Annotated in this window: 18 protein-coding genes and 1 tRNA gene; 10 read left to right on the plus strand and 9 right to left on the minus strand. The window is 54.5% G+C overall.

Annotation, left to right across the window (positions count from 1 at the left end; all coding sequences use genetic code 11):
* Positions 1-20: 20 nt before the first annotated feature.
* The 3 genes from gcvT to folB are packed head-to-tail and all read right to left on the minus strand — an operon-like array spanning position 21 to position 3,493.
* Positions 21-1,106 carry a glycine cleavage system aminomethyltransferase GcvT gene (gene gcvT / locus M0644_RS12260; protein ID WP_286625903.1) on the minus strand — a complete coding sequence of 362 codons (1,086 nt, stop codon included), beginning with the start codon at positions 1,104-1,106 and terminating at the stop codon, positions 21-23.
* Positions 1,090-3,126, minus strand: coding sequence for a thioredoxin domain-containing protein (locus M0644_RS12265; protein WP_286625904.1), 2,037 nt, complete (start codon positions 3,124-3,126; stop codon positions 1,090-1,092). The genes gcvT and M0644_RS12265 overlap by 17 nt, the downstream gene beginning before the upstream one ends.
* Positions 3,110-3,493 carry a dihydroneopterin aldolase gene (folB, locus tag M0644_RS12270; protein WP_255451668.1) on the minus strand — a complete coding sequence of 128 codons (384 nt, stop codon included), beginning with the start codon at positions 3,491-3,493 and terminating at the stop codon, positions 3,110-3,112. Before folB ends, M0644_RS12265 begins: the two co-directional genes overlap by 17 nt.
* A 12-nt stretch (positions 3,494-3,505) precedes the next feature.
* On the opposite strand from folB, the gene cax reads away from it, so the two are divergent.
* On the plus strand, positions 3,506-4,576 hold the full coding sequence (cax, locus tag M0644_RS12275; protein ID WP_286625906.1) for a calcium/proton exchanger: 1,071 nt from the start codon (positions 3,506-3,508) through the stop codon (positions 4,574-4,576).
* 5 nt (positions 4,577-4,581) lie between these two features.
* Here the strand turns inward: cax and M0644_RS12280 are convergent.
* Positions 4,582-4,662 (minus strand) — tRNA-Leu (locus M0644_RS12280).
* A 123-nt stretch (positions 4,663-4,785) separates the two neighbouring features.
* Between M0644_RS12280 and M0644_RS12285 the strand changes: the two genes are divergently transcribed.
* Positions 4,786-5,202, plus strand: a complete 417-nt coding sequence (locus M0644_RS12285) for a heavy metal-responsive transcriptional regulator (RefSeq protein ID WP_286625907.1) — start codon at positions 4,786-4,788, stop codon at positions 5,200-5,202.
* On the opposite strand, the gene pxcA is transcribed toward M0644_RS12285, so the two are convergent.
* Positions 5,203-6,588: a proton extrusion protein PcxA gene (pxcA, locus tag M0644_RS12290; RefSeq protein ID WP_286625909.1), complete on the minus strand. Its 1,386-nt coding sequence runs from the start codon at positions 6,586-6,588 to the stop codon at positions 5,203-5,205.
* A 66-nt stretch (positions 6,589-6,654) separates the two neighbouring features.
* Between pxcA and M0644_RS12295 the strand changes: the two genes are divergently transcribed.
* The 8 genes from M0644_RS12295 (at position 6,655) to M0644_RS12330 (ending at position 16,222) form a co-directional block, all read left to right on the plus strand.
* Positions 6,655-8,721 carry a recombinase family protein gene (locus M0644_RS12295; protein ID WP_190278105.1) on the plus strand — a complete coding sequence of 689 codons (2,067 nt, stop codon included), beginning with the start codon at positions 6,655-6,657 and terminating at the stop codon, positions 8,719-8,721.
* 13 nt (positions 8,722-8,734) lie between these two features.
* Positions 8,735-10,324: a methionine--tRNA ligase gene (gene metG, locus M0644_RS12300; protein WP_286625910.1), complete on the plus strand. Its 1,590-nt coding sequence runs from the start codon at positions 8,735-8,737 to the stop codon at positions 10,322-10,324.
* Positions 10,325-10,389: 65 nt separating this feature from the next.
* Positions 10,390-11,085 carry an NYN domain-containing protein gene (locus M0644_RS12305; RefSeq protein ID WP_149821272.1) on the plus strand — a complete coding sequence of 232 codons (696 nt, stop codon included), beginning with the start codon at positions 10,390-10,392 and terminating at the stop codon, positions 11,083-11,085.
* The gene (gene lptC / locus M0644_RS12310; protein ID WP_286625913.1) at positions 11,072-12,301 is read left to right on the plus strand and encodes an LPS export ABC transporter periplasmic protein LptC; all 1,230 of its coding nucleotides are present in this window, start codon (positions 11,072-11,074) and stop codon (positions 12,299-12,301) included. The genes M0644_RS12305 and lptC overlap by 14 nt, the downstream gene beginning before the upstream one ends.
* Before the next feature lie 33 nt (positions 12,302-12,334).
* Positions 12,335-12,928, plus strand: a complete 594-nt coding sequence (locus M0644_RS12315) for a 2OG-Fe(II) oxygenase (protein WP_286625914.1) — start codon at positions 12,335-12,337, stop codon at positions 12,926-12,928.
* A gap of 42 nt (positions 12,929-12,970) precedes the next feature.
* Positions 12,971-13,501: a hypothetical protein gene (locus tag M0644_RS12320; protein WP_149821278.1), complete on the plus strand. Its 531-nt coding sequence runs from the start codon at positions 12,971-12,973 to the stop codon at positions 13,499-13,501.
* Between the two features lie 25 nt (positions 13,502-13,526).
* Positions 13,527-13,985: a hypothetical protein gene (locus M0644_RS12325; RefSeq protein WP_286625915.1), complete on the plus strand. Its 459-nt coding sequence runs from the start codon at positions 13,527-13,529 to the stop codon at positions 13,983-13,985.
* Between the two features lie 224 nt (positions 13,986-14,209).
* Positions 14,210-16,222: an IMS domain-containing protein gene (locus M0644_RS12330; RefSeq protein ID WP_286625916.1), complete on the plus strand. Its 2,013-nt coding sequence runs from the start codon at positions 14,210-14,212 to the stop codon at positions 16,220-16,222.
* On the opposite strand, the gene M0644_RS12335 is transcribed toward M0644_RS12330, so the two are convergent.
* The 4 genes from M0644_RS12335 to M0644_RS12350 form a co-directional block, all read right to left on the minus strand.
* Positions 16,215-17,093 (minus strand): carbohydrate ABC transporter permease, encoded by an 879-nt coding sequence (locus tag M0644_RS12335; RefSeq protein WP_149821285.1) that lies wholly within the window; start codon positions 17,091-17,093, stop codon positions 16,215-16,217. The genes M0644_RS12330 and M0644_RS12335 overlap by 8 nt on opposite strands.
* The gene (carA, locus tag M0644_RS12340; RefSeq protein WP_286625917.1) at positions 17,090-18,238 is read right to left on the minus strand and encodes a glutamine-hydrolyzing carbamoyl-phosphate synthase small subunit; all 1,149 of its coding nucleotides are present in this window, start codon (positions 18,236-18,238) and stop codon (positions 17,090-17,092) included. Before carA ends, M0644_RS12335 begins: the two co-directional genes overlap by 4 nt.
* Before the next feature lie 93 nt (positions 18,239-18,331).
* A complete protein-coding gene (gene hrcA, locus M0644_RS12345; protein WP_149821289.1) occupies positions 18,332-19,390 on the minus strand; it encodes a heat-inducible transcriptional repressor HrcA in 1,059 nt (352 codons plus the stop codon).
* A 136-nt stretch (positions 19,391-19,526) separates the two neighbouring features.
* Positions 19,527-20,825, minus strand: a complete 1,299-nt coding sequence (locus M0644_RS12350; protein ID WP_286625918.1) for a recombinase family protein — start codon at positions 20,823-20,825, stop codon at positions 19,527-19,529.
* Positions 20,826-20,837: the final 12 nt, after the last annotated feature.

The following is a 20,837-nucleotide window of genomic DNA, read 5'->3' on the forward strand; positions in this document are numbered from 1 at the left end:
TTTTAGCGGAATTGCAGCGGCTACCGAGGGCGGCGATAGAAGGGGCGAGGAACCACTACTGCTGGGACTTGGCGATCGCGCACCTGTACCGCCAGTTCACGACCGATGTGGGCAAACTCTGGAAAGACATAGCCAATGGCGATCGCCTTCCCCAAGGTGGGAGATAGGGTGCCACTGGTAACCTCCCCCACAGCCTGTGCCCCCGCATAGATGGGATAGCCGTGGCGAGCAATGCCTTTGCCCACCAGTTCTAAACCCACCAATTGCCGCTCAATCCCCTGCTGCTTTTGGGCTAAGAGGGCCGCACGACCTACAAAATCGGGCTTTTGCCAATCAATCAGCCAATCGAGACCCGCCTCTAGGGGGGTGGTTTGCTCATCCATGTCTTGGCCGTAAAGGAGCATGGCCGCCTCCAAGCGCAGGGTATCCCGCGCCCCCAAGCCACAGGGAGTCACACCCGCCGCCAGCAGGGTTTGCCACAACTGTTGCCCCAATTCTGGTGCCACAAGAATTTCCCAACCGTCTTCGCCCGTGTAGCCGGTGCGAGCCATCCAAGCGGGCTGTTCCAGTAGGTTGACTTGAGCATGGCGATAGGCCTTGAGGTCATCTAGGGAGCGATCGCACAGGGGAGCTAAGGTCGCTGTCGCGGCAGGGCCTTGAAGAGCAATCAGCACCTGTGTCGCTGACTCATCAATGAACTCAATACTGGCGGGTAAATACGTCTGAAACCATACCCAGTCCTTGGCAGTGGTGACTGCATTCACAATACAGCGGACTTGGCCATCCCCAATGTAGAGAATGACATCATCGACAATGCCCCCAGCCTCATTGAGGAGAACGGTGTATTTCGCTTGGCCGGGCTGGAGACGATTGAGATTGGTGGGTACCCGTTCTTGGAGTGCCGCGATCGCCTCAGGGCCGCGCAGCAGAAACTTGCCCATGTGGGAAATATCAAACATCCCCACCCGCTGCCGCACCGCTTGGTGTTCCTGCAAAATGCTGCTGTACTGAAGGGGCATCTCCCACTCGCCAAAGGGGGTAAACCGTGCGCCTTGATGCAACGGATAGAGGGGGGTACGACGCAACGCTTCAGCCATAGAGATCATCCAATTGTTGTTGTAGTTGGGTGGGGGTCAGTGCCGGTTCACGGCAGCGCAAGCCTTCACAGACAAGGGCAACTGGCTCGAGGTCATCGCGAACTTTGAGGACAGCCGTTGGCAAGTAGCGATCCCAGAGGGTTGTGACCTGATCAGGCCGCGCTTGGACACAGACAGGACGCAGATACCACTGCAACGCCGCCAAAAGGCTCGGACAACTCTGGGGAGACTCCTTCATCAATGGGCTAAGGAAACGCAATCCCTTTTCTGCCTGTTCGAGGTAGGCGGGATTCTCTGTGAGCAAAAAGAGTTGCACCAAGTTGGCGATCGCCACCCCATTCGCAGAAGGTGTAGCATTATCGAGACCTTCCCGCTGGCGCACAATCAAATCGGCGCGCTCCGGTGCATTGTAGTAGCCCCCCTCTGTTGCCGCCAATTCCTGATCAAAGAGGGTTTGATACTGCGTGGCCAATTCCAGCCACGGCTGCGCCGCCTCCCCCACCGCTAAACTGGCTTGATGCAGAGCAATCAGGGCTTGGATCCAGTAGGCATAATCCTCGGCCTGCGCCACTTCGGCCACGGTGCCGCCATAGTTGAGGCGGTAGAGTTTGCCTTCTTGATATTGATGCTCGTGGAGCCATTGTGCCGCTTTAGCCGCTCGCTGCCAGTAGGTGCGCTCTCTCCAGACTTGGGCTGCCGTTGCTAAGCCAGTAATCATCAGGCTATTCCAAGCCAAAATCATTTTTGTATCAGTGACCGGCGGAATCCGTCCCGGCCAAGCCTGTCCCTTTGCGGTTGCATTATCCGTGGCCACGGGAAAGGGTTGATCCATGGGCGTATCGGCACCATAGCGGCGAGCAAAGAGTTTACGCAGAATCGGTGCTAGCACCTCAGGATTCGCCGGCGGGCGCACTTGCTTGAGCACAATCTTGCCCTCGAAGTTGCCACTGGGAGAGATGTCAAAGTGGGCTTGCAGTTGTGCCAATTCCGTTGGGGTTAGGGTCTGCTCTAGCTCTGCATATTGCCAGCAATAAAAGGCACCCTCCTCAGGTTCAGGATCATTGGCACTGACAAAGCTATCGGCATCCTGTGCTGCATAGAAGTACCCCTCAGGGGCCGTCATTTCGCGATCGAGCCATTGAATCGTTTGGGCAATTGCAACGGGAATCTGGGGGGAGCGATCGCCCTGCTGCCACAGCCGCACTAAATAGGTCACAATTTGGCCATTGTCGTAGAGCATTTTTTCAAAGTGGGGCACCGTCCATTGGGGATCGACGGTGTAGCGATGCCAACCACCGCCCACATGGTCATAGATGCCCCCCTGCAAGAGATTGCGTCCCCGTTGCCGACACAGGTGCAGCAGTTGCGGGGGATTGGGACTCAAAGCCAATCCCTGAAGCAGCATTTGGGCATAGGGCATCATGGGGAAGCAGGTGCCTTGGGGGCGATCGCGCAAAATCGGCGTCACTTGGCGAATCCCTGCCCTTAGGAGTTCTTCACTCAGGGGGACGGCTTCTCCCATCTCAGCGGGGGGAGCGAGATATTGCCAGAGGGTGGCCTGTTGGGCGGCTAACTTGTCCTTTTCTTGGTCATAGAAGCGGCGCACCGCCTGCAACACCTGTAAAAAGCCCGGACGGCCATAGCGCGGCTGCACGGGAAAATAGGTACCGCCATAAAAGGGACGGCGATCCTGCGGCGTCAGGAATACATTGAGCGGCCAGCCTCCTTGACCCGTCATCAGTTGCAGCGCCTGCATGTAAATACTGTCCAGATCGGGTCGCTCCTCGCGATCCACCTTAATGGGCAGGAAATGGGCATTGAGATAGGCGGCAATCTCCAGATCCGAAAAGGCTTCCCCCTCCATGACAGTGCACCAGTGGCAACTGGAGTAACCAATCGAGAGAAAAATCACCCGATCCTCTGCCGCTGCTTTGGCAAGGGCTTCATCACACCACGGCCACCAGTCAATGGGGTTTTCGGCATGCTTGCGCAGATAGAGACTTTGGCACTGGCTAAGGCGATTCGGCATGGCAGCGCACCATTTCAACACTAATTTGACCCGTAAAATTGGGCACGGGGGGGGCAAGTTTGGTTACACGCACAGCAGCCCGCTGCACTTGGGGGGGCGCTAGGCACAGTTTCATAATTGCTGCTGCTAGGGTCTCAATTAAGTGAAAGCGTTGCTGCTGCATTAACTGCTCGATGGCTTGCAAGAGGGGGCGATAGTCAAGGGTGTCCTCAAGGCGATCGCTAGCGGCAGCTTGTGTCATATCCAACCAGAGCTTAATATCAATCTCAAACCACTGGCCGAGAATTTGTTCCTCTGGCAGGGCGCCCGTATAGCCGTAGTAGCGAATTCCCGAGAGGTGGAGACAGTCAGTTGATGATTCGCTCAAGGGGATCGATCCATGACAACACAGGAAAAAATGCTGCTGGGCCTATTGATTTTTGTGCCCCTTGCCCTCCTTAACTTTATCGTCAAAATGCCGCCAATGGTGAGCTTTATCCTCAGTGGTCTCGCCATTGTGCCCCTTGCGGCTGGGATTGCCAATTCCACAGAGGCGATCGCCGAAGTCATTGGCCCTGCCCTTGGCGGACTCTTGAATGCCACCTTCGGCAATGTGACGGAGATGATTATCGCCATTGTCGCCCTGCGTCAGGGTCTGGCAGAGGTGGTAAAAGCCAGTCTCAGCGGTGCCATTATTGCCAATTTGCTTTTGGGATTGGGTCTGGCCATTGTTGTTGGGGGCATCCGATTTCCAGAGCAACAGTTCTCAGCACCTGTGGCACGCATTAATGCCTCTGCCCTCACCCTATCGGTGATTGTGCTGATGACCCCGACCGCGATTCAGGCGGCGGCACCCAGTGTGCCGCTTCACTTGATTGATCACTTCTCCTATGCGTCGGCGATTTTGCTGCTGATTTTTTACGGTCTGATGTTGCTCTTTTCCATGAAAACCCATCGTCACCTCTACCTGATGGATGAGACGATCGCTGGTCAGGAACCCTCCCCCACTGTCAATCTCAAGGTGCCCCTTGCCATTCTGCTGGTGGGTACGATTTTGCTAGTCTTTGTTTCCGACATCCTCGTGGATAGTTTGCAGGACAGCATTAGTGAAATCGGGTTGACCCAATTGTTTACAGGCGTGTTTCTCATTCCCATTTTCAGCAGTGTGGTTGAGTTCATCACCTGTATCAAGTTTGCCCTCAATAATCGTATGGAAGGGGCAGTGGCGGTGGCGATTGGGTCTAGCTTGCAGATTATCCTTTTTGTGGCGCCGGTGCTTGTGCTGGTGGGCTGGTTCTTGGGTCAACCGGAGATGAACCTGAGCTTCAATCTCTTTGAACTGTTGGCCGTTGTGGCTGCGGTTGCCATCACCAACTCCATTAGCAACGATGGCCGCACGAACTGGCTAGAGGGTGTCTTGCTGATGATCACCTACCTCGTGCTGGCGATCGCCTTCTTTATTCACCCATAAAAAAATGCGGATGGCGAGACTCGAACTCGCAAGGCAAAGCCACACGCCCCTCAAACGTGCGCGTATACCAATTCCGCCACATCCGCGTAGCTTTATGATTATAGCGCAGATGGCTAAATTTCTGAAAGTGGTGATCTGGCCTCTCGATGGCAGAAAATTAAAGTGCCCTTCTCTAAAATTGCTGTCTCGCTGATCTTGGGAGAACTGCCATGAATGCAGCCGCCTACTTGATTGGTACCGTTGCCCACAGTAGTGGCCTGCCCGTCAAGACCATTCGCTATTACGAGGAATTGGGGCTGTTGCGAACTGTTGGCAGAACCAGTGGCGGCTATCGCCTCTTTGCTGAGGATGTCTTTGCTCGCCTAAGTTTTATCAAACGTGCCCAGTCCCTTGGCCTCACCCTGAGCGACATCAAAGCCTTGCTTGAGGTATACGATCGCGGTGAGATTCCCTGTGACCACATCAAGGAAAAGTTAGAGGAAAAATTGGCGGCCATTGAGGCACAAATTCAGCAGTTGCAGATTCTTAAACAGGAATTGCAAGGCCTCCTCTCCGGCTGGCGATCGCCCGCGCAACTCTCAGAGGGCACGATCTGTCCCATTCTCCAGCCAGTGGTGTGCTCGTAACTACTCGTTCATATTCTTGTAGGTGGCCACTGCCGAAGGGGAAATCTGGTTGAGATAACGGAAAATCCAATACTTAAACACCGTATCTAGCATCACGGGAAAGGTAGCGATAAACATATTGATAAAATCCTCGTTGCGCGGAAAGCCAAAGTGCTCGAGGGTATTGTTCACCAACACTTCCCAGCCGTGGGGGGAGTGGTATCCGACAAATACATCTGTAAACAAGATAATGATAAAGGCTTTGGCACTGTCACTAAGGCCATAGACTACTTCATCCAAAAAGGCCTTGACAATGGCCAGTTGCCGTTGACCCGTAAACACCAGTCCCAAAAAGACCGTAAAGCCCAAGGCATCGGAAAGGATGTTTTTCAGGGGTTCAATCAGTTCCTTTTGGTATTCCGTGGATAGCTCGATCGCCTTTTCGCGGATGCGGTCTTGAATTTCCTCTGCAGAAACAGGAACATTGCTCACCAGACTTTCAAAGCGAATTTTATTTTCAAAGCGAGCCAGTTCATCGAGAATGTTGTCTTCCAATTGTGAGTTAATGATGCGTTCAATCTGCCCTACCGCCTTAAAGTGGTTGACCAAGGGACTCACAATCAGGGCCTTGGAAATTTGCTGGGTCAATAGGGGCAAAATCACCAGCAAGAGCATAAAACGAACCGCTAGACGGGTGCGCAGCTTTGAGGTGCGAAAATCACGAACGACTTCAGCTTCGGTGGTTTCATCAGAATTGAGTTCACGGCGAAAGCGATCGGCGGTGCGCAAAATCGAGCGGGGAATAAAGCTGCTGCTGTCCAGCTTGGAATCATCGGTGAGATCATCACTGATATATTCCGAGAGATAAAGGGAATCATCCTCAATTTTGTCGAGGGCATCTGACTGTTGGCGTTGTTGGGGATCTTGGCGACTGAGGCTGGGACGGGCAAGGGCATTGAGTTCCTTTTCACGCTGCCGTTTATAGCGGTTGAGGGTGGCATCAATCAGCCGCAGCTTTTCATAAACGCTGGGTTCCTCCGTCGTGCTACTGACGGTAGCCGTCACCGTATAGGTTGCCGTTGCACCATTGACACTATCGTTGACAGGAGTGGGGGGGCTTTGGGGGGGAGCAAGGGGCAAAATTTGACGGCTGGCGCGGAACTCCGTCATCCGCATACGAATGGTTTTTAGCAGTTGTTTTAGCTCTGTCTCGAAATAGGTAGAGACTTCTCCCACGGGTAGATTGAGGGGGCTAATGGGTTGACCGTCAAAGTGTTCCAGTTCGATGGCGCGAATTTTCAGAGCGGCTTCATAGGCTTCCTGTAGGGCGCGGTTCGGAGTTGTACGATACCACTGCTCTGCACGCTTGATCCAGTCTCTGAGGCGAATAAAGGGATTGCTGGACATTGCTGTTGTTCTTAACGGCTACCGCAAAAGCAATAAATCGATAGGATAGATAAAGATCGTAGCAAATTGACTTTGCAGGCTTTGTTGGCGGTGTTGCAGTGGATCAGTGGCGGTAGTCGCAGTGGCAAGACCTGTGCACTGGTGAGGGAATTTGCTCATTGGGTTGGGCAGGACAAGTCCGTGATTCCCCGTGAGCGATCGCTCCTCTTTTTGACGGATACCGTAGAAGGCCGCCAAGTCATCCAACGGGAAATTGAGTCACAGTTGGGCAGTGGCTACAGACCTTATATCACCACGCCAGTGGGCTTCATGCAGGATGAGGTGGAACTTTTTTGGCCACTACTGGTGCAGGCGAAGGCCGTTGATCCGCATCCCCCTTTGCGTCTGAAACCAGAAACGGAGTTGGTGTGCGCAGAGCGGTTGTGGCAGCCTTGGCTAGCCAACCATAGGTTTGCTGTCCTTAGTGAAAATCGCGATCGCGCCACCCGTCACCTGCTCGATATTTTTCAACTAGCTGCCTTTGCCCGCCTTAGCCTAGATGATCTACCCCAACTCATTTGGGATCATCAGCTTGAGATGCCTTCAGAAACCGTGGGGGCAATCGTCACTGCCCTGAAACAGTGGCAAAGTTGGTGTACTGCCCACAGCCTTCTCACCTACGGCATCACCACGGATTTATTTGGCCGAGTTCTCCTTGACCATCCCCGATACCAAGCCTCCTTGGGGCAACGGTTTCAGTGTCTTCTTGCTGATAACATCCACAACTATCCAGCGGTGATGGCAGATGTGATCGCCCGCTTTAACCAACAGGGGATCAAGATTGTCCTGACTCACCAACCCATTGGCGCTGTCCGTCTCGGTCTCGGAGCTGATCCCGATGCGTTTCTCAGCCTGAAAAACCAAGCCACCGTCATTGAGCAACCCTGCCCTGCCGAAACGATTTTTGGCAACACCCCTCTCCAAACTGAGATTCAAGAACGCCTCACTACGCCCCAAGCCACGCTGCCTGAAAACATCGCGGCCATTCAAACCACTTCGCGGATGCAACTGTTGCAGGAAGTAGTTGCGACGATCGCCACCGCCATTCATCAAGGGATGGTGCAACCAAACGAGATCGCCATCCTTGCCCCCGGTTTAGATAGCGTTGCCCGCCATGTCTTTAGCACTGAGCTAAAAAAACGCGGCATTCCCCTCGTGATCTGGAATGAGCAGCGCCCCCTGATTCAATCCCCCTTTGTGCGTGCTCTTTTGACGCTGTTGCTGTTTGTTTATCCGCGAACGGGAATGATCCCAGAGGCAACGGCGGTTGCAGAGATGTTAACGGTTTTGCTGCCGCGAGCAATTGATCCTGTGCGGGCAGGCCTGCTCTCTTGCTATTGTTTTCAGCCGGGTCTGGAGAAAGCCGAACTGCTGAGCACAACCCAGTACAGCCATTGGGATCGCTTTGGCCATCGTGCCACCGCAGCCTATGAGAACTTGCGTCATTGGCTGAGCACGCTAGATCCTAGCCAAATGCCTGTGTATCTCCTAGAGGCGGCGATTCAACGCTATCTCTGGCCACAAAACCTGACAGCCAGTGAATTGGCACCCCTGCGATCGCTCCTTGAGGGCACAGCCGCCTACTGGCAAATTTATGATCACCTCCCAGAACACCGAGCTACGCCAACGGCTGAGCGACTACGGGAATGGATCGCCCTACTGCGGCGGGGAATTGTAACCGCTGATCCTGCCCCACCCCTGCGGCAGCCCCAAGGGGTCTTACTGGCAACCACGTTTCAATATCGCAGTGCCCAACTGGCCCATCGCTGGCATTTTTGGCTGGATGTGGGGAGTCCGCGTTGGCAGGATGGCGGCTTGCAATGCCTCTGGCAGGCGCCCATCTTTTTGCGGCAGGGGGCGGCGAGTCCCAGTGCACGGGTGTGGCAATTGGAGTCAGAACGTCTGGAGCATTTACTGGTGGATCTATGTTCACGGGTGAGCGATCGCCTATTCCTTTGCCACAGTGACTTGGCTGCCAATGGCAGTGAGCAAGAAGGCCCCCTGAGTCCTTGGGTGGATCTGGCGGTGGGCGATCGCCTCCAAGCTGTTACCGATGGCACTATGATAAATAACGCGATTTGCTCGTCCTCCTAGGGAGAAACACTGCTTGTCACCGCACTTTTCACTCACTACCCCCCTGTACTACGTCAATGCCCTTCCCCACATTGGCAGTGCCTACACAACCATTGCTGCCGATGTGCTTGCTCGCTTCTATCGTTTGCAGGGCTATCAGGTGCGGTTCATTACCGGTACCGATGAGCATGGCCAAAAAATTGAGCGCACCGCCCAACAGCGGGGTCTCAGTCCCCAAGCCCACTGCGATGAGATTGCCGCTGGTTTTCAAGCCCTGTGGCAACAACTGCATATCCACTACGATCGCTTTAGCCGCACCACCAGTCCTCGCCACCACGCCATTGTCAACGAGTTTTTTCAGCGGGTATGGGACAACGGCGACATTTACCTCGGTCAGCAGCAGGGTTGGTACTGTGTCGAGTGCGAAGAATTCAAGGAGGAACGCGAACTGCTTGAGGGTCGGCGCTGCCCGATCCATGTGAATCGCACGGTGGAATGGCGAGATGAGCGCAACTATTTTTTCCGCCTCTCGAAGTATCAGCCGGCGCTTTTGGACTACTACGCTGAACATCCTGACTTTGTCCAGCCCCCTAGCCGTCGCAATGAGGTGCTGAGTTTTATTGAGCAGGGGCTTCAGGATTTTTCGATTTCGCGGGTGAATTTGGCGTGGGGGTTTCCCGTGCCCACGGATCCAGATCAGACCCTCTATGTCTGGTTTGATGCCCTCTTGGGCTATGTCACTGCCCTCTTGGAACCAGAAGATGAGCCAACCTTGGCCAATGCCCTCAAAACCTGGTGGCCGATTAACCTACACATAATCGGTAAGGATATTCTTCGCTTCCATGCCATCTCTTGGCCAGCAATGTTAATGTCGGCGGGTTTGCCACTGCCAGAGCAAATTTTTGTCCATGGCTTTCTCACTAAGGATGGTCAAAAAATGGGCAAAAGTCTGGGGAATACCCTTGATCCCTTTGCCTTGGTAGCGCAATACGGTGCCGATGCCGTGCGCTACTACTTCATGAAGGAGGTGGAGTTTGGCCGCGATGGTGACTTTAGTGAGACCCGCTTTGTCAATATCCTCAATGCGGATCTGGCCAATGATTTGGGCAATTTGCTCAATCGCACGCTGAAAATGGCTTGGAAATATACCGATGGGAAAGTACCCAATGTCCAAGGGTCAGCGATTCCGCGCGAGCATTCCCTGCGGCAACTGGCGGAGCACCTCTGCCAAACCTATGGCCAAGGGTATCGGCAACTGGCCTTCCATGAGGTCTGTCAACAGGCACTGACGCTGGCACGGGCGGGGAATAAGTTCCTTGATGAAGAGGCACCGTGGAAACGCTATAAGGCTGGGGAAACTCAAGCGGTGGCGGAGATTCTCTACTGTGTATTGGAGTCAGTGCGCCTTGTGGCCTATGTCCTTGCCCCGATTATCCCCCAACTGAGTGAGGCTATCTATGGGCAGTTGGGCTATAGTATTAAATTTAACGGATCAGTTGCCCCAGACCTTTTGGGCGATCGCCAAGCCCAGTGGGGTGTTTTACCGGCGTTGCAACCTCTGGCCAATCCAGGGCCGATTTTCCAAAAACTGTCGCTGCCTGCAACCGTCGCCGATTCCCCTTGACGCGCGATACGCTAGAGGTATGACTTCATATTTCGATAACACACTTTTTTTGAGATGATTTCTACATGGTTACATCTTCGTCTTCAGCTATTTACACACCAGAACAGGTGTTACAAAATCGCGGGCGCGTTGCCATTTTTATTGATGGCTCCAACCTCTTCTATGCAGCACTCCAACTGGGCATTGAAATTGACTATTCAAAACTCCTCTGCTACTTGACCCAAGGTTCCCGTCTCTTTCGCTCCTTCTTCTATACAGGGGTTGACCCCACCAATGAAAAACAGCAGGGGTTTTTGCTGTGGATGCGCCGCAATGGCTACCGTGTTGTCTCCAAGGAACTGGTGCAGCTGCCGGATGGCTCCAAAAAAGCCAACCTTGACGTGGAAATTGCCGTCGATATGATGGCACTGGTGGGCTGCTATGATACGGCCATCTTGGTTAGCGGCGATGGGGATTTGGCCTATGCGGTGGATGCCGTGAGTTACCGGGGGGCACGGGTCGAGGTGGTGAGCCTGCGATCGATGACGAGCGATAGCCTGATTAACGTTGCCGATCGCTACATTGATCTCGAAAGCATCCGCGAAGAAATCCAAAAAGCACCCCGCCCAACCTATACCTATCGCCCCGTCACGGGTAGCCTGACGCCGCCCCCCATTGTGACTCCCCATTGGGAGCAAGATACCGCCGAAGGGAAAGATGAAGCTGCGCCCAATAAGTCACCCGAGACCCTAGAGAACCTAGACAACAATGCCTCTGCCTAGACCCCTCCTCCCCCTTTGCCTTGTACTGGCCTTGACAGGCTGCGGCTGGGTGGATCAATGGGTGGGCGAGGAACCCTCACCAGAACCAGAAATCACGGGGGAGGTCAAGCTGCAAAATCTGACCCTACGGCAAACCAATGCCAAAGGTGAACTTCTCTGGTTATTACAAGCGGCGGGAGCGCGCTATCGTGATGACGATCGCCAGCAATTGGAGATTCAAAACCTGACGGGGGAATTAAAGGCAGAGGGCAAAACTGTTTACAAGGTGCAAGCTAAGGCAGTCAATGTGCGGCAGCGGGATGGACAACTCTGGATTGCAGGCCGCACCACCGTCACTGATCTCCAGCAAAAGGGGACGATTGTGGCCGATCAATTGGTCTGGCAGGGCGATCGCGGCGTTCTCATTGCCCAGAAAAACTTGCAAGCCCGCTATCCCCAAGTCACTGTTACTGCTAAGCGCCTCGAAGCCGATAGCCAACGCCAAGAACTGCGTGCCCTCAATGCCGTTCAGGTGACCTCGTCAGCCAAGGAGGCCAAGGATTTGCAACTCAGTACGGAGAGTCTAGTGTGGCAGCAGCAACCCAATCGACTGTTGGCAGGGGTGATTGGTCAAGGGGGGGTCACCGTCCGCGGTGTAGCGGGCGATCGCCAAGGGCAGCGGCTGCAAGCCCAAAGAGCCATCTGGTCGATTAGCGATCAGGTAGTTACCCTTGAGGGGGGTGTTCAAGTGCAGCTTCCCAACCCTGCCCTACGGGTTGAAGGAGAAACGGTACGCTGGTTGATTCCGCAGCAGCAATTGGTAAGCGATCGCCCGGTGCGGGTGCAGTCCTCCACTCAAGGCATTCAAGGGCAGGCCAATCGTGGTGTCTTCCTGATGGCTGAAAACCGCGCCATCTTTGACAATGCCCAGATCAATAGCCAACCTCAACAGGCACAACTGCGTGCCCAACGCCTCAATTGGTGGATTCCCCAAGAGCGGGTGGAAGCCAGCGGTCAAGTGGAAATTCAGCGCCCCAATGCCCACCTGCGCACGGCTCAACTGATTTGGCGGATTCCTCAACAGGAAGTGGAAGCCCAAGGGGGCGTCTTTTACCGCCAGCGCAATCCCCGCATTCAAATTCAGGGACAGCGGGCAAAGGGGTGGCTCGATCGCCAAGAGGTGATTGTCAGTGGCAATGTCCGAAGTGAAGTACCGCTGCAACTACGCCTCCCCTAAACCGATGGTAGAGATAGCAACAATCTTTGCCCTATGAGTGCTGCACCATTGCAAATTCTTGACTTGGGGGGTGAGATTCTCCTCTTCCAGCGTTTGATTCCGGCTCACCAGTGTCAGCAGGTGATTGCTACGGCTGAGAAGGTGGGGTTTGAGGATGCGCAAATTCTCATGGGGACGGTCGATCGCTCAGTGCGCGGTGGCAGTTTGCTCCGCTTTGATCCCCAAGATCCCCAACAGGACACGATGCGGCAGATTCTGCTTCAAGCCACACAAACGATTCAAATCGTCCTCTACCAGCACTATGGCATTCGCTTTCCTGAAATTGAGAACTTCTCGATCCTGCGCTATCGCGTGGGCGAGGGCTATCGCCGCCATGTGGACAACCTGCTGCTGGCCAGTCGGCAAATGGAACTGGCGCAAGGTATCCCAACACGGGATGTGAGTTTAGTGGGCTATCTCAACGAGGACTTTCAGGGGGGAGAAACCTATTTCGATCGCCAAGGGGTGAAGGTCACACCCCGCACCGGTGATGTCGTTGTCTTTCCCGCCTACTACACCCATCCCCATACGGCTTTGCCCGTGGTGCAGGGGACTAAATATGCCTTTGCCACTTGGCTATTCTATTGATGGATGATCATGAACCCTTGAGGCAATAACTCAGCAACAACCATGACTGAACCTCTGCGCTTCAAAACCTCGCCCCTGATTTCTGGAACGCTCATTGCCCTCTATGGCGCACTCACACTTCCTCTCCCCTTTTTGGCGGCACAGACGGCGGCGCCTGTTTCACCCCTGCTGCTTTGGGGGGCGATCGCCTGTGGGGGCATTTTGCTCTGGGGGGCACTGAGTCAGCGGGTAGAACTGGACGCGCAAGGGATTTGCCTCACCTATCCCGGTTGGGTGCCCCCCTTCCTGCGGCGGCAGTGGCAACTGGCTTGGTCAGAGATTCAAGGGCTTCAGCCCCGCAGTACCAGCCAAGGGGGCTTGGTCTATTATCTAGTCACTGCCACAGGTCAGGGGTATCTTCTGCCGATGCGAGTGGCGGGGTTTGCCCAAATGATGCGTGCCATTGAAACCCATACCGGATTGCCCACAGAGGTGGTTAAGCCCCTTGCTCAGCCTTGGATGTACGGTATTTTGGCCGTCTTTACGCTGCTCTTGGGAGCGGTTGATCTGTGGATTTTGACCACTGTGGGATAATAGGGGCGTGTTGAAGTGCTGAGCGATGACCATGAGTGCGAATCGGTTTGTGGCCTATCTGCGTCGAGCAGTGGTGTGTTTGCTCCTGAGTGTCCTGTGCTGGTCAAGTATCGCCACGCTGCCGGCGATCGCCGCTATTCAAGTGCGGCTCTTTGACCTCAGTTACCACGAATGCCCGCCAGAAATTGGTGAAGGTTCAGTCACACCCGGGGGGACCACCCTCAAGGCCAACTGCTACCTGATTACTGGCAAAGCAGAGAATAAATCCGGCAAAACAGTGGTGGATGCCGATGTCTTTGGCCGCATCTACGATGCCAATGGCAATCCAGTGTTGCAAAACCGCACACGAGTTGGGGCAATTGATGTGATTCCACCTGGCATTAGCGATTTTGAAATTCGCATTAGCGTGCCCTACGACCAACCAACACCTTTGCAGTTGGAGCAATTTAAGGCCTCTGGCTTTACAGCAAAAGTGCGCGGCTAAGCCAGCCAATCTCTGCGCAAACTCGCACTGAGGGGCAAAAATTGTGATACCCTAGAACGCTTGATGCTCCCTTTTTTCTGGGAATCCTCTGTAGTGTCATTCCCAAAGGCTTCTGGTGTAATTTCTAAACCCTTAGCCATTTTTGGAGGGGTTCCCTGTTCTTCCTAAATCAAGGCACGTGTTGCGGTTGATGGACTGGTTTATCTCTAGAGGTTTGGGTTCAGGTGCGCATTCCCCTCGACTATTACCAAGTGCTGGGTGTGCCAATTCAGGCAACGCCGGAGCAAATCGAGCAAGCGTTTCAGGATCGGCTGTTGCAACTGCCCACCCATCAACACTCCCCCACCACCGTTGCCACCCGTCGTGAACTCATTGAGCAAGCCTATGCGGTTTTGCGAGAACCTGAGCAGCGCCATGCCTACGATCGCCACCGCCGTGCCGTTGACCCTGATGATTTGATTGCCCAGTTGGATCCCGATACCACCGCTCCCCACCTTGAAATTAGTGATCAGCAATTTTCGGGGGCGCTCCTCCTGCTCTATGAACTGGGGAACTACTCCCAAGTGGTCAAACTGGGAGAACAATTCCTAAAGGGGGATGCTTTTGATCTCAACCGCCCCTATACTTCCTCTGCCGTCGTTGCTGACATTACGCTGACTGTGGCTTTGGCCTATTTGGAATTGGGACGCGAGGAATGGCAGCGGCAGTCCTACCAAGCAGCCGCCTCTCGCCTCGCAGCCGGTCTAGGGGTACTTCAGCGGGCGAACCTGTTTCCTGAACTCCAAGAGCAGTTTCAGACGGAACTGAATCGCCTACGTCCCTACCACATTCTGGAGTTACTGGCACTGCCGCTATCCGATAGTGTGAATCGGCAGCGGGGTATTTTATTGCTGCGGGAGATGCTCAGCGATCGCGGGGGGATTGAAGGTCGCCATGACGATCACTCTGGCCTTGGGGTTGAGGATTTTCTGAAATTTATTTTGCAACTGCGCAGCCATCTCACCGTAGCAGAGCAACAGGAACTCTTTGAACGAGAATCCCGCCGTCCCTCAGCAGTAGCGACCTATCTGGCAGTGCATGCGCTGGTGGCACGGGGTGTACAGGAACTTCAGCCAAGCTATATTCGCCGCGCCAAGGATTTACTAGAGCGACTCTCTCCCAATCAAGACATCTACCTTGAACTGGCCAGTTGTTTACTGCTGTTGGGTCAACCTGCTGAGGCACTGGCCGCTCTCGATAAATCTCAAGATCAGCAGAGTCTCGCCTTTATCCGCCGTCATTCCCATGACTCCAGCGATCTGCTGCCGGGGCTGTACTACTACACAGAGCAATGGCTACGGGAAGAAATTTATCCTGCCTTTCGGGATTTGGGGGAAACGCCGGTGGCCTTGGATGCCTACTTTGCGGATCCCGATATCCAAACCTACCTAGAAGCTCTCAGTGACGACTCCTTTGCCCCTGAACCGCCCAGCACCACTGCCTCTGCCCTCCCCGAAGTCATTAGACCAACGGTGGCCGTGCCGCCGCCCGTCTCCTTCACAGCGGAAACGTTGCCCTTGGAGTATCATACTGGGCTGGGTCAAGGCTTTTCGGCATCGGCTGCTACCCGCTCTTCAACCGCCACGGAGACCGACACGCCCCCAGCATCCACTCGCAAACGGCGCCGCCCGCCAACCAGTCACCACAAAAAACGTCAGACTTGGTTTTGGATGGGTGCAGGGGTTGTTCTTGTTGGGTTGGGCGCCTTGGCAAAAGTTTATTGGCCAGCCAAAACGGCTGAAGCCCCCCCACCACCGCCAGTGACCCCGACGCCAACTCCTGTGGCAACGCCACAACCAACGACCTTAGCCACCACCTTAACGCCGGAGATGGCACGCGATCGCCTCCATCAGTGGCAGCAAATTAAAGCCAAAGCCTTGGGTATGACGTTTCAGGTGGACAAACTAGCAACGATTTTGGCGGAGCCAGAACTCAGCCGCTGGCGATCGCGGGCACAGAGCTTAAAATCCGAGGGCAGCCATTGGGTCTATACCCTCAAGAACCTAGAAGTGAAGGAAGTCCGTCCCCGAGGGAGCGATCGCGTGGATGTATTGGCGGAAGTCAATGAGGATGCCCGTTTCTATGAACAGGGGACGCTACGCAATGATATTTCCTATAGCGATCCCTACCGCGTCATTTACACCTTTACCCGTCGCGGCAATCAATGGTTGATTCAACGCATGCAGGTGGTTAGCTAAGGGGCATTTCCACCTGTCGGCCAAACTTGAGATTCAAGAGAGACAACGACAGGATAAATAGGAATAAGACCAGTCCCATCGTACAGGCGTAGTTTATCTCTAAGCGCTGAAAGGCATTCTCGTAGATGTAATAAACAATGGTCTTGGAGCTATTGAGGGGCCCCCCTTGGGTCATGACATAGACCTCTTCAAAGACCTTCGTGGCAGAAATTGCTGAGATAATGCTCACCAAAAGAATATAGGGACGCATCAGCGGTAAGGTAATATCCCAATGCTGTCGCCAGCCGTCACTACCATCGAGTGCTGCCGCTTCGTAGAGTTCACCACTAATCCCCTGAAGTCCCGCCAGATAGATCACCATGTAGTAGCCCAAGCCTTTCCAAATCGTGACGGCCATGACACTAAAGAGGGCGAGTTGGGGACTTGTCAGCCAAGGAATCGGGGTGTCCCGCAGATGTAGACCCTGTACCAGTTGGTTGAAGAGGCCATTGGGGGCATAGAGCCAGCGCCAAGCAATCCCCGCCACCACCATTGAGATAATCACGGGGCTGTAGTAGGCAGCACGAAACCAGTGGATGCCCCGCAGGGGTTGATTGACCAAAATCGCCAACAGCAGGGGGGCGATCGCCAGAATCGGCACCACTACCACTAAATAGAGGAAAGTATTGGCCAAGGTTTTCCAGAAAACACCATCGCGCCACAATTGCGCAAAGTTGGCCCATCCCACCCACACAGGCGGACTCAGGAGATCCATCTCATAGCGAGTGAAACTAAGGAAAAAGGCCTGTAGGGCTGGCCAAAAGACCGTCAGTGTGAGTAACCCCAAGGCAGGGGCAAGAAAGAGATAGGAGGTGAGCGATCGCCCTTTCATTGGCTGCGGGGGTGCTGTTGACGATAGGCACGCATTTGCGCCACAAACTCGCCAAAGAGATAATCAGCATCGTGGGGGCCGGGGCTGGCCTCAGGGTGATACTGCACTGAGAAAATCGGCAATGTTTGGTGCTTCAGACCGGCAACGGTTTTGTCATTGAGGTTAAAGTGGGTAATCTCAACGGGGGTTTGGGCAAGGGATTCTTCAGTAATGGCAAAGCCGTGGTTTTGGCTGGTAATTTCCACTTGCCGCGTCAGGCCAGCGGGCTGGTTCAACCCCCGGTGACCAAATTTCAGCTTGAAGGTTTCCGCCCCCAAAGAAAGTCCCAACAACTGATGCCCCAGACAAATGCCAAACATGGGACGCTGAGCCACCAGTAATTTGCGTGCGGTTTCAATGCCTTCCTGAACCGCCGCAGGGTCGCCGGGGCCATTGGAGAGGAAAATGCCATCGGGGTCATAGCTGAGAATCGTTTCCGCTGGCGTATCCGCCGGCACGACAATCACACGGCAGCCATAGCTGGCCAAGCGACGGAGAATATTGCGCTTCACACCAAAGTCAATGGCCACAACTGTTAGCGGTGGCTCTTCGCTGGCCGTTTGGGGACGAAATTCCCAGGCCGGGGGCGTTGGCTCTGTCCATTCATAGGGGGTGCGGGTGGTCACCACCTTGGCTAGATTTTGCCCCTGCATACTGGGAGCGGCAAGGACTTTTTGCAGCAGTTCAACGGGATCAAGGATTTCCGTGGAGATGCCGCCATTCATGGCACCGACAGTACGAATTTTGCGGGTGAGGGCGCGGGTGTCAATCCCATAAATGGCGGGAATGCGATGGGCTTTGAGGTAATCAGGTAAGGATTGTTGCGATCGCCAGTTACTGGGAATGTCACAAATATGGCGAGCAACCGCACCGCGCACTTGGGGGCGATCGGATTCATCGTCTTCGGGCGTGGTTCCGGTATTGCCCAACTCAGGGTAGGTGAATGTCACGATTTGACCACAATAGCTAGGGTCGGTGAGTACCTCTTGATAACCCGTCATGCCGGTGTTAAAAACCACCTCTCCAATGGCCGTTCCCGGTGCCCCAAAGGAAAAACCGCGAAAGACTGAACCATCGGCAAGAACCAGCAAGGCGGGTGTCGGCATTTCAATATCTCCAACTGGGAAAGCCCAATAGTTTATTGTGCATGATAAAGCCGGCCGTTGACTGCACAAGAATTCTCTGATGTTTTGATTTTCTTACTTGCGGCGACTCACCTGTTCGGTTAGATAATCTGCCGCTGTGGCCACTAGGGGAATAATCCGTGCATAGGGCATCCGCGTCGGCCCTAGAATGCCAATACTGCCCACGGGGGAGTCCCCATAGCAGTAGCAGGAATAGACCAATGTACAGGACTGCATCGGCGCTAAGGTATTTTCACTGCCAATGCGGATTTGCACCTGCGAGGGGGCTTGGGTATCGGCACTGATCAAGGGAGCCAGTTGATCCTGTTGGTCTTCGAGAAGATGCAGTAGCATTTGTACCTGCTCCACTTGGGAAAACTCTGGCTGCTGGAGAACATCGGCAAGACCACTGATGACAAAGGAGGTGCCTTGCTGGCTGTAGCGATCGCTCAACTGCCGCAGTAGGGTCTGAAGCTGCTGACTGTAGGTCTGAAACTCCAAATCCAGTTTTTGCCAGTCAATGGCACTGAGTTCCACCAGCGATCGCCCCTGCAACTGATGGTTAAGAAAGTTGGTAAGCACCTGTACAGTCCGCTCCCGCAGCTCAGGATCCTCTTCCCCTTGATCCAATTGGATCAGGGCGGATTGGGTTTCATAGGTATCGAGAACAAGAATGACCATCACTTGGTGCGGCTCTAAAGCCACCAGCTGAATGAGGCGAATCTGCCGCTCCAAACGATTGGGCAGCGTGATCAGCGTAATGTAACCGCTGAGATCTGAGAGCAACTGCGCCGCTTGCCGCAAGATCACCTCAAGACGTTGTTGTCCCCAGATAAACCGCTCACTCAAGAGGCTCTCAGCTTTGCGAGCCACATCGGGAATGGGCTGGATTAGTTCATCCACATAGACGCGATAGCCAGAATCAGAGGGCACCCGCCCTGCGGAGGTGTGGGGTTGGTAAAGCAGGCCACTTTTTTCGAGGAGCAGCATCGTATTGCGCACCGTGGCCGGGCTGACGTTGAGGTTGTATTCCGTGGCGATCGCCTTTGAGCCAACAGGTTCTGCGGTGGCAATGTAATGGTTAATGGTGGCGCCCAGAATTTGCTTTTGGCGATCGCTGAGTTCAATCGTCATAACCCCTTACACCTGTGACTTGTTATCTGTGTTTTTTATCTATCTATAAACTAGCCTTTGTATTTCAGCAATTCTGAGTTGCAACTTGCCGCTATGGCGATTGGTCTTTTGTGACTAAAAACTCAGCTAGAAATGGCTAAGCAGTACTGCCAATGGGGGATTCCCAAATAAATTGCAGATGGATCGACCAAGGCTGGCAGGAGCGGCTGGTCACCTCGATCGCCCGCAAAAATTCCCGTAGATAAAACCGTTGCTCCGCTGCCGAGAGTTGGTACCAAAATTGCGGCTGACCAAGGGTCACCGCTAGTTGCACAAGATTGCTAGGAGGCAATTGCGCCTGCTGTGCTTCAAGTTGTGCCCGTTCCCCAGCCAGTTTATAGCGGCGCAGTTGAGCGGTTTCGGGATCCAAGAGGCCTTGGGCTTCTAGTTCGGCAAGGCGGTGCAGTTGGGTTTCAATTGCTTGCAGTTGAGCCGTCAGCGGTGGCGGCAGCAGCGACAGTTGGGCGATCGCGGGCGGCAGGCGCTCAGCAATTTGATCAATCACAGCAGCCAAAGCCGCGTCGTAGGGAATGCTGCGACACTTGGGGGAGAGGGGACAGTGGAGGGGACGCAAATAGGCATATTGGCTCGGTTGGCGGTAGGGTTGCACCTGAGTCCGGCCAAAGCGTTGCTGACATTGGCGGCAAATCACCAATCCCGCCAGAGGATGGGGGGCACTGGCACTGCGACGAGGCAGAGAGCGTTGGCGTCGCAACAGCCGATCCACCTGAGCCGCTTCATCGGGGGCAATCAGGGGGGCATGGGTCTGGGGAATCACCGTTTTCCCTTGGTAGTAGAGATGGCCGCGATAGACGGGGTGGGTCAACCAGCGCCGACCGGTCGCTACGCTAATCTGCTTGTGGTGGGTGGTGGCAATAAAGCGCACCGCCGCACTGAGGGAGCCATAGAGGAGAAAATGCTCGACAAAATCCTTGACGACAACGGCTGCCGCTCGATCAATGACATAGTGCTCTTTGCCGCGGCGATAGCCATAGGGAGCACGACCCGGCGGCGGACGGTGCTTGAGACGATTGCGGGCATGGCTGTGGCAGAGGGTTTGCTGGTGGAGTTGCTGCTTTACCTGATCCCAAAGGGCTAAGAGTTGATCGCCACTGGGGGGGCGATCGCTCACGTAGCCTTCGGCTAGGGCAATCACGGTAATACCCGCTGCCTCCAGTTGCCGCAGGCGATCGCTCACTTCCATCACCGTTTGGCCAAGGGCACTTAATTGGTGCAACAGCCAATAGCCCGGTGCTAACCGCTGCAACCAGTACCGCAACTGCGGCCGAGCAGCCTCCGCATCCAGTACCCAGTGGTCAATCTCCTGCCCCCACACTTGGGGATCGGGTAGGGGCTGCCAGAGGGGATCAATGTACTCGTAGGCAATAATGACCACACATTACATCGT

The sequence above is a fragment of the Thermosynechococcus sp. B1 genome, assembly GCF_030322985.1.
Taxonomy (GTDB): Bacteria; Cyanobacteriota; Cyanobacteriia; order Thermosynechococcales; family Thermosynechococcaceae; genus Thermosynechococcus.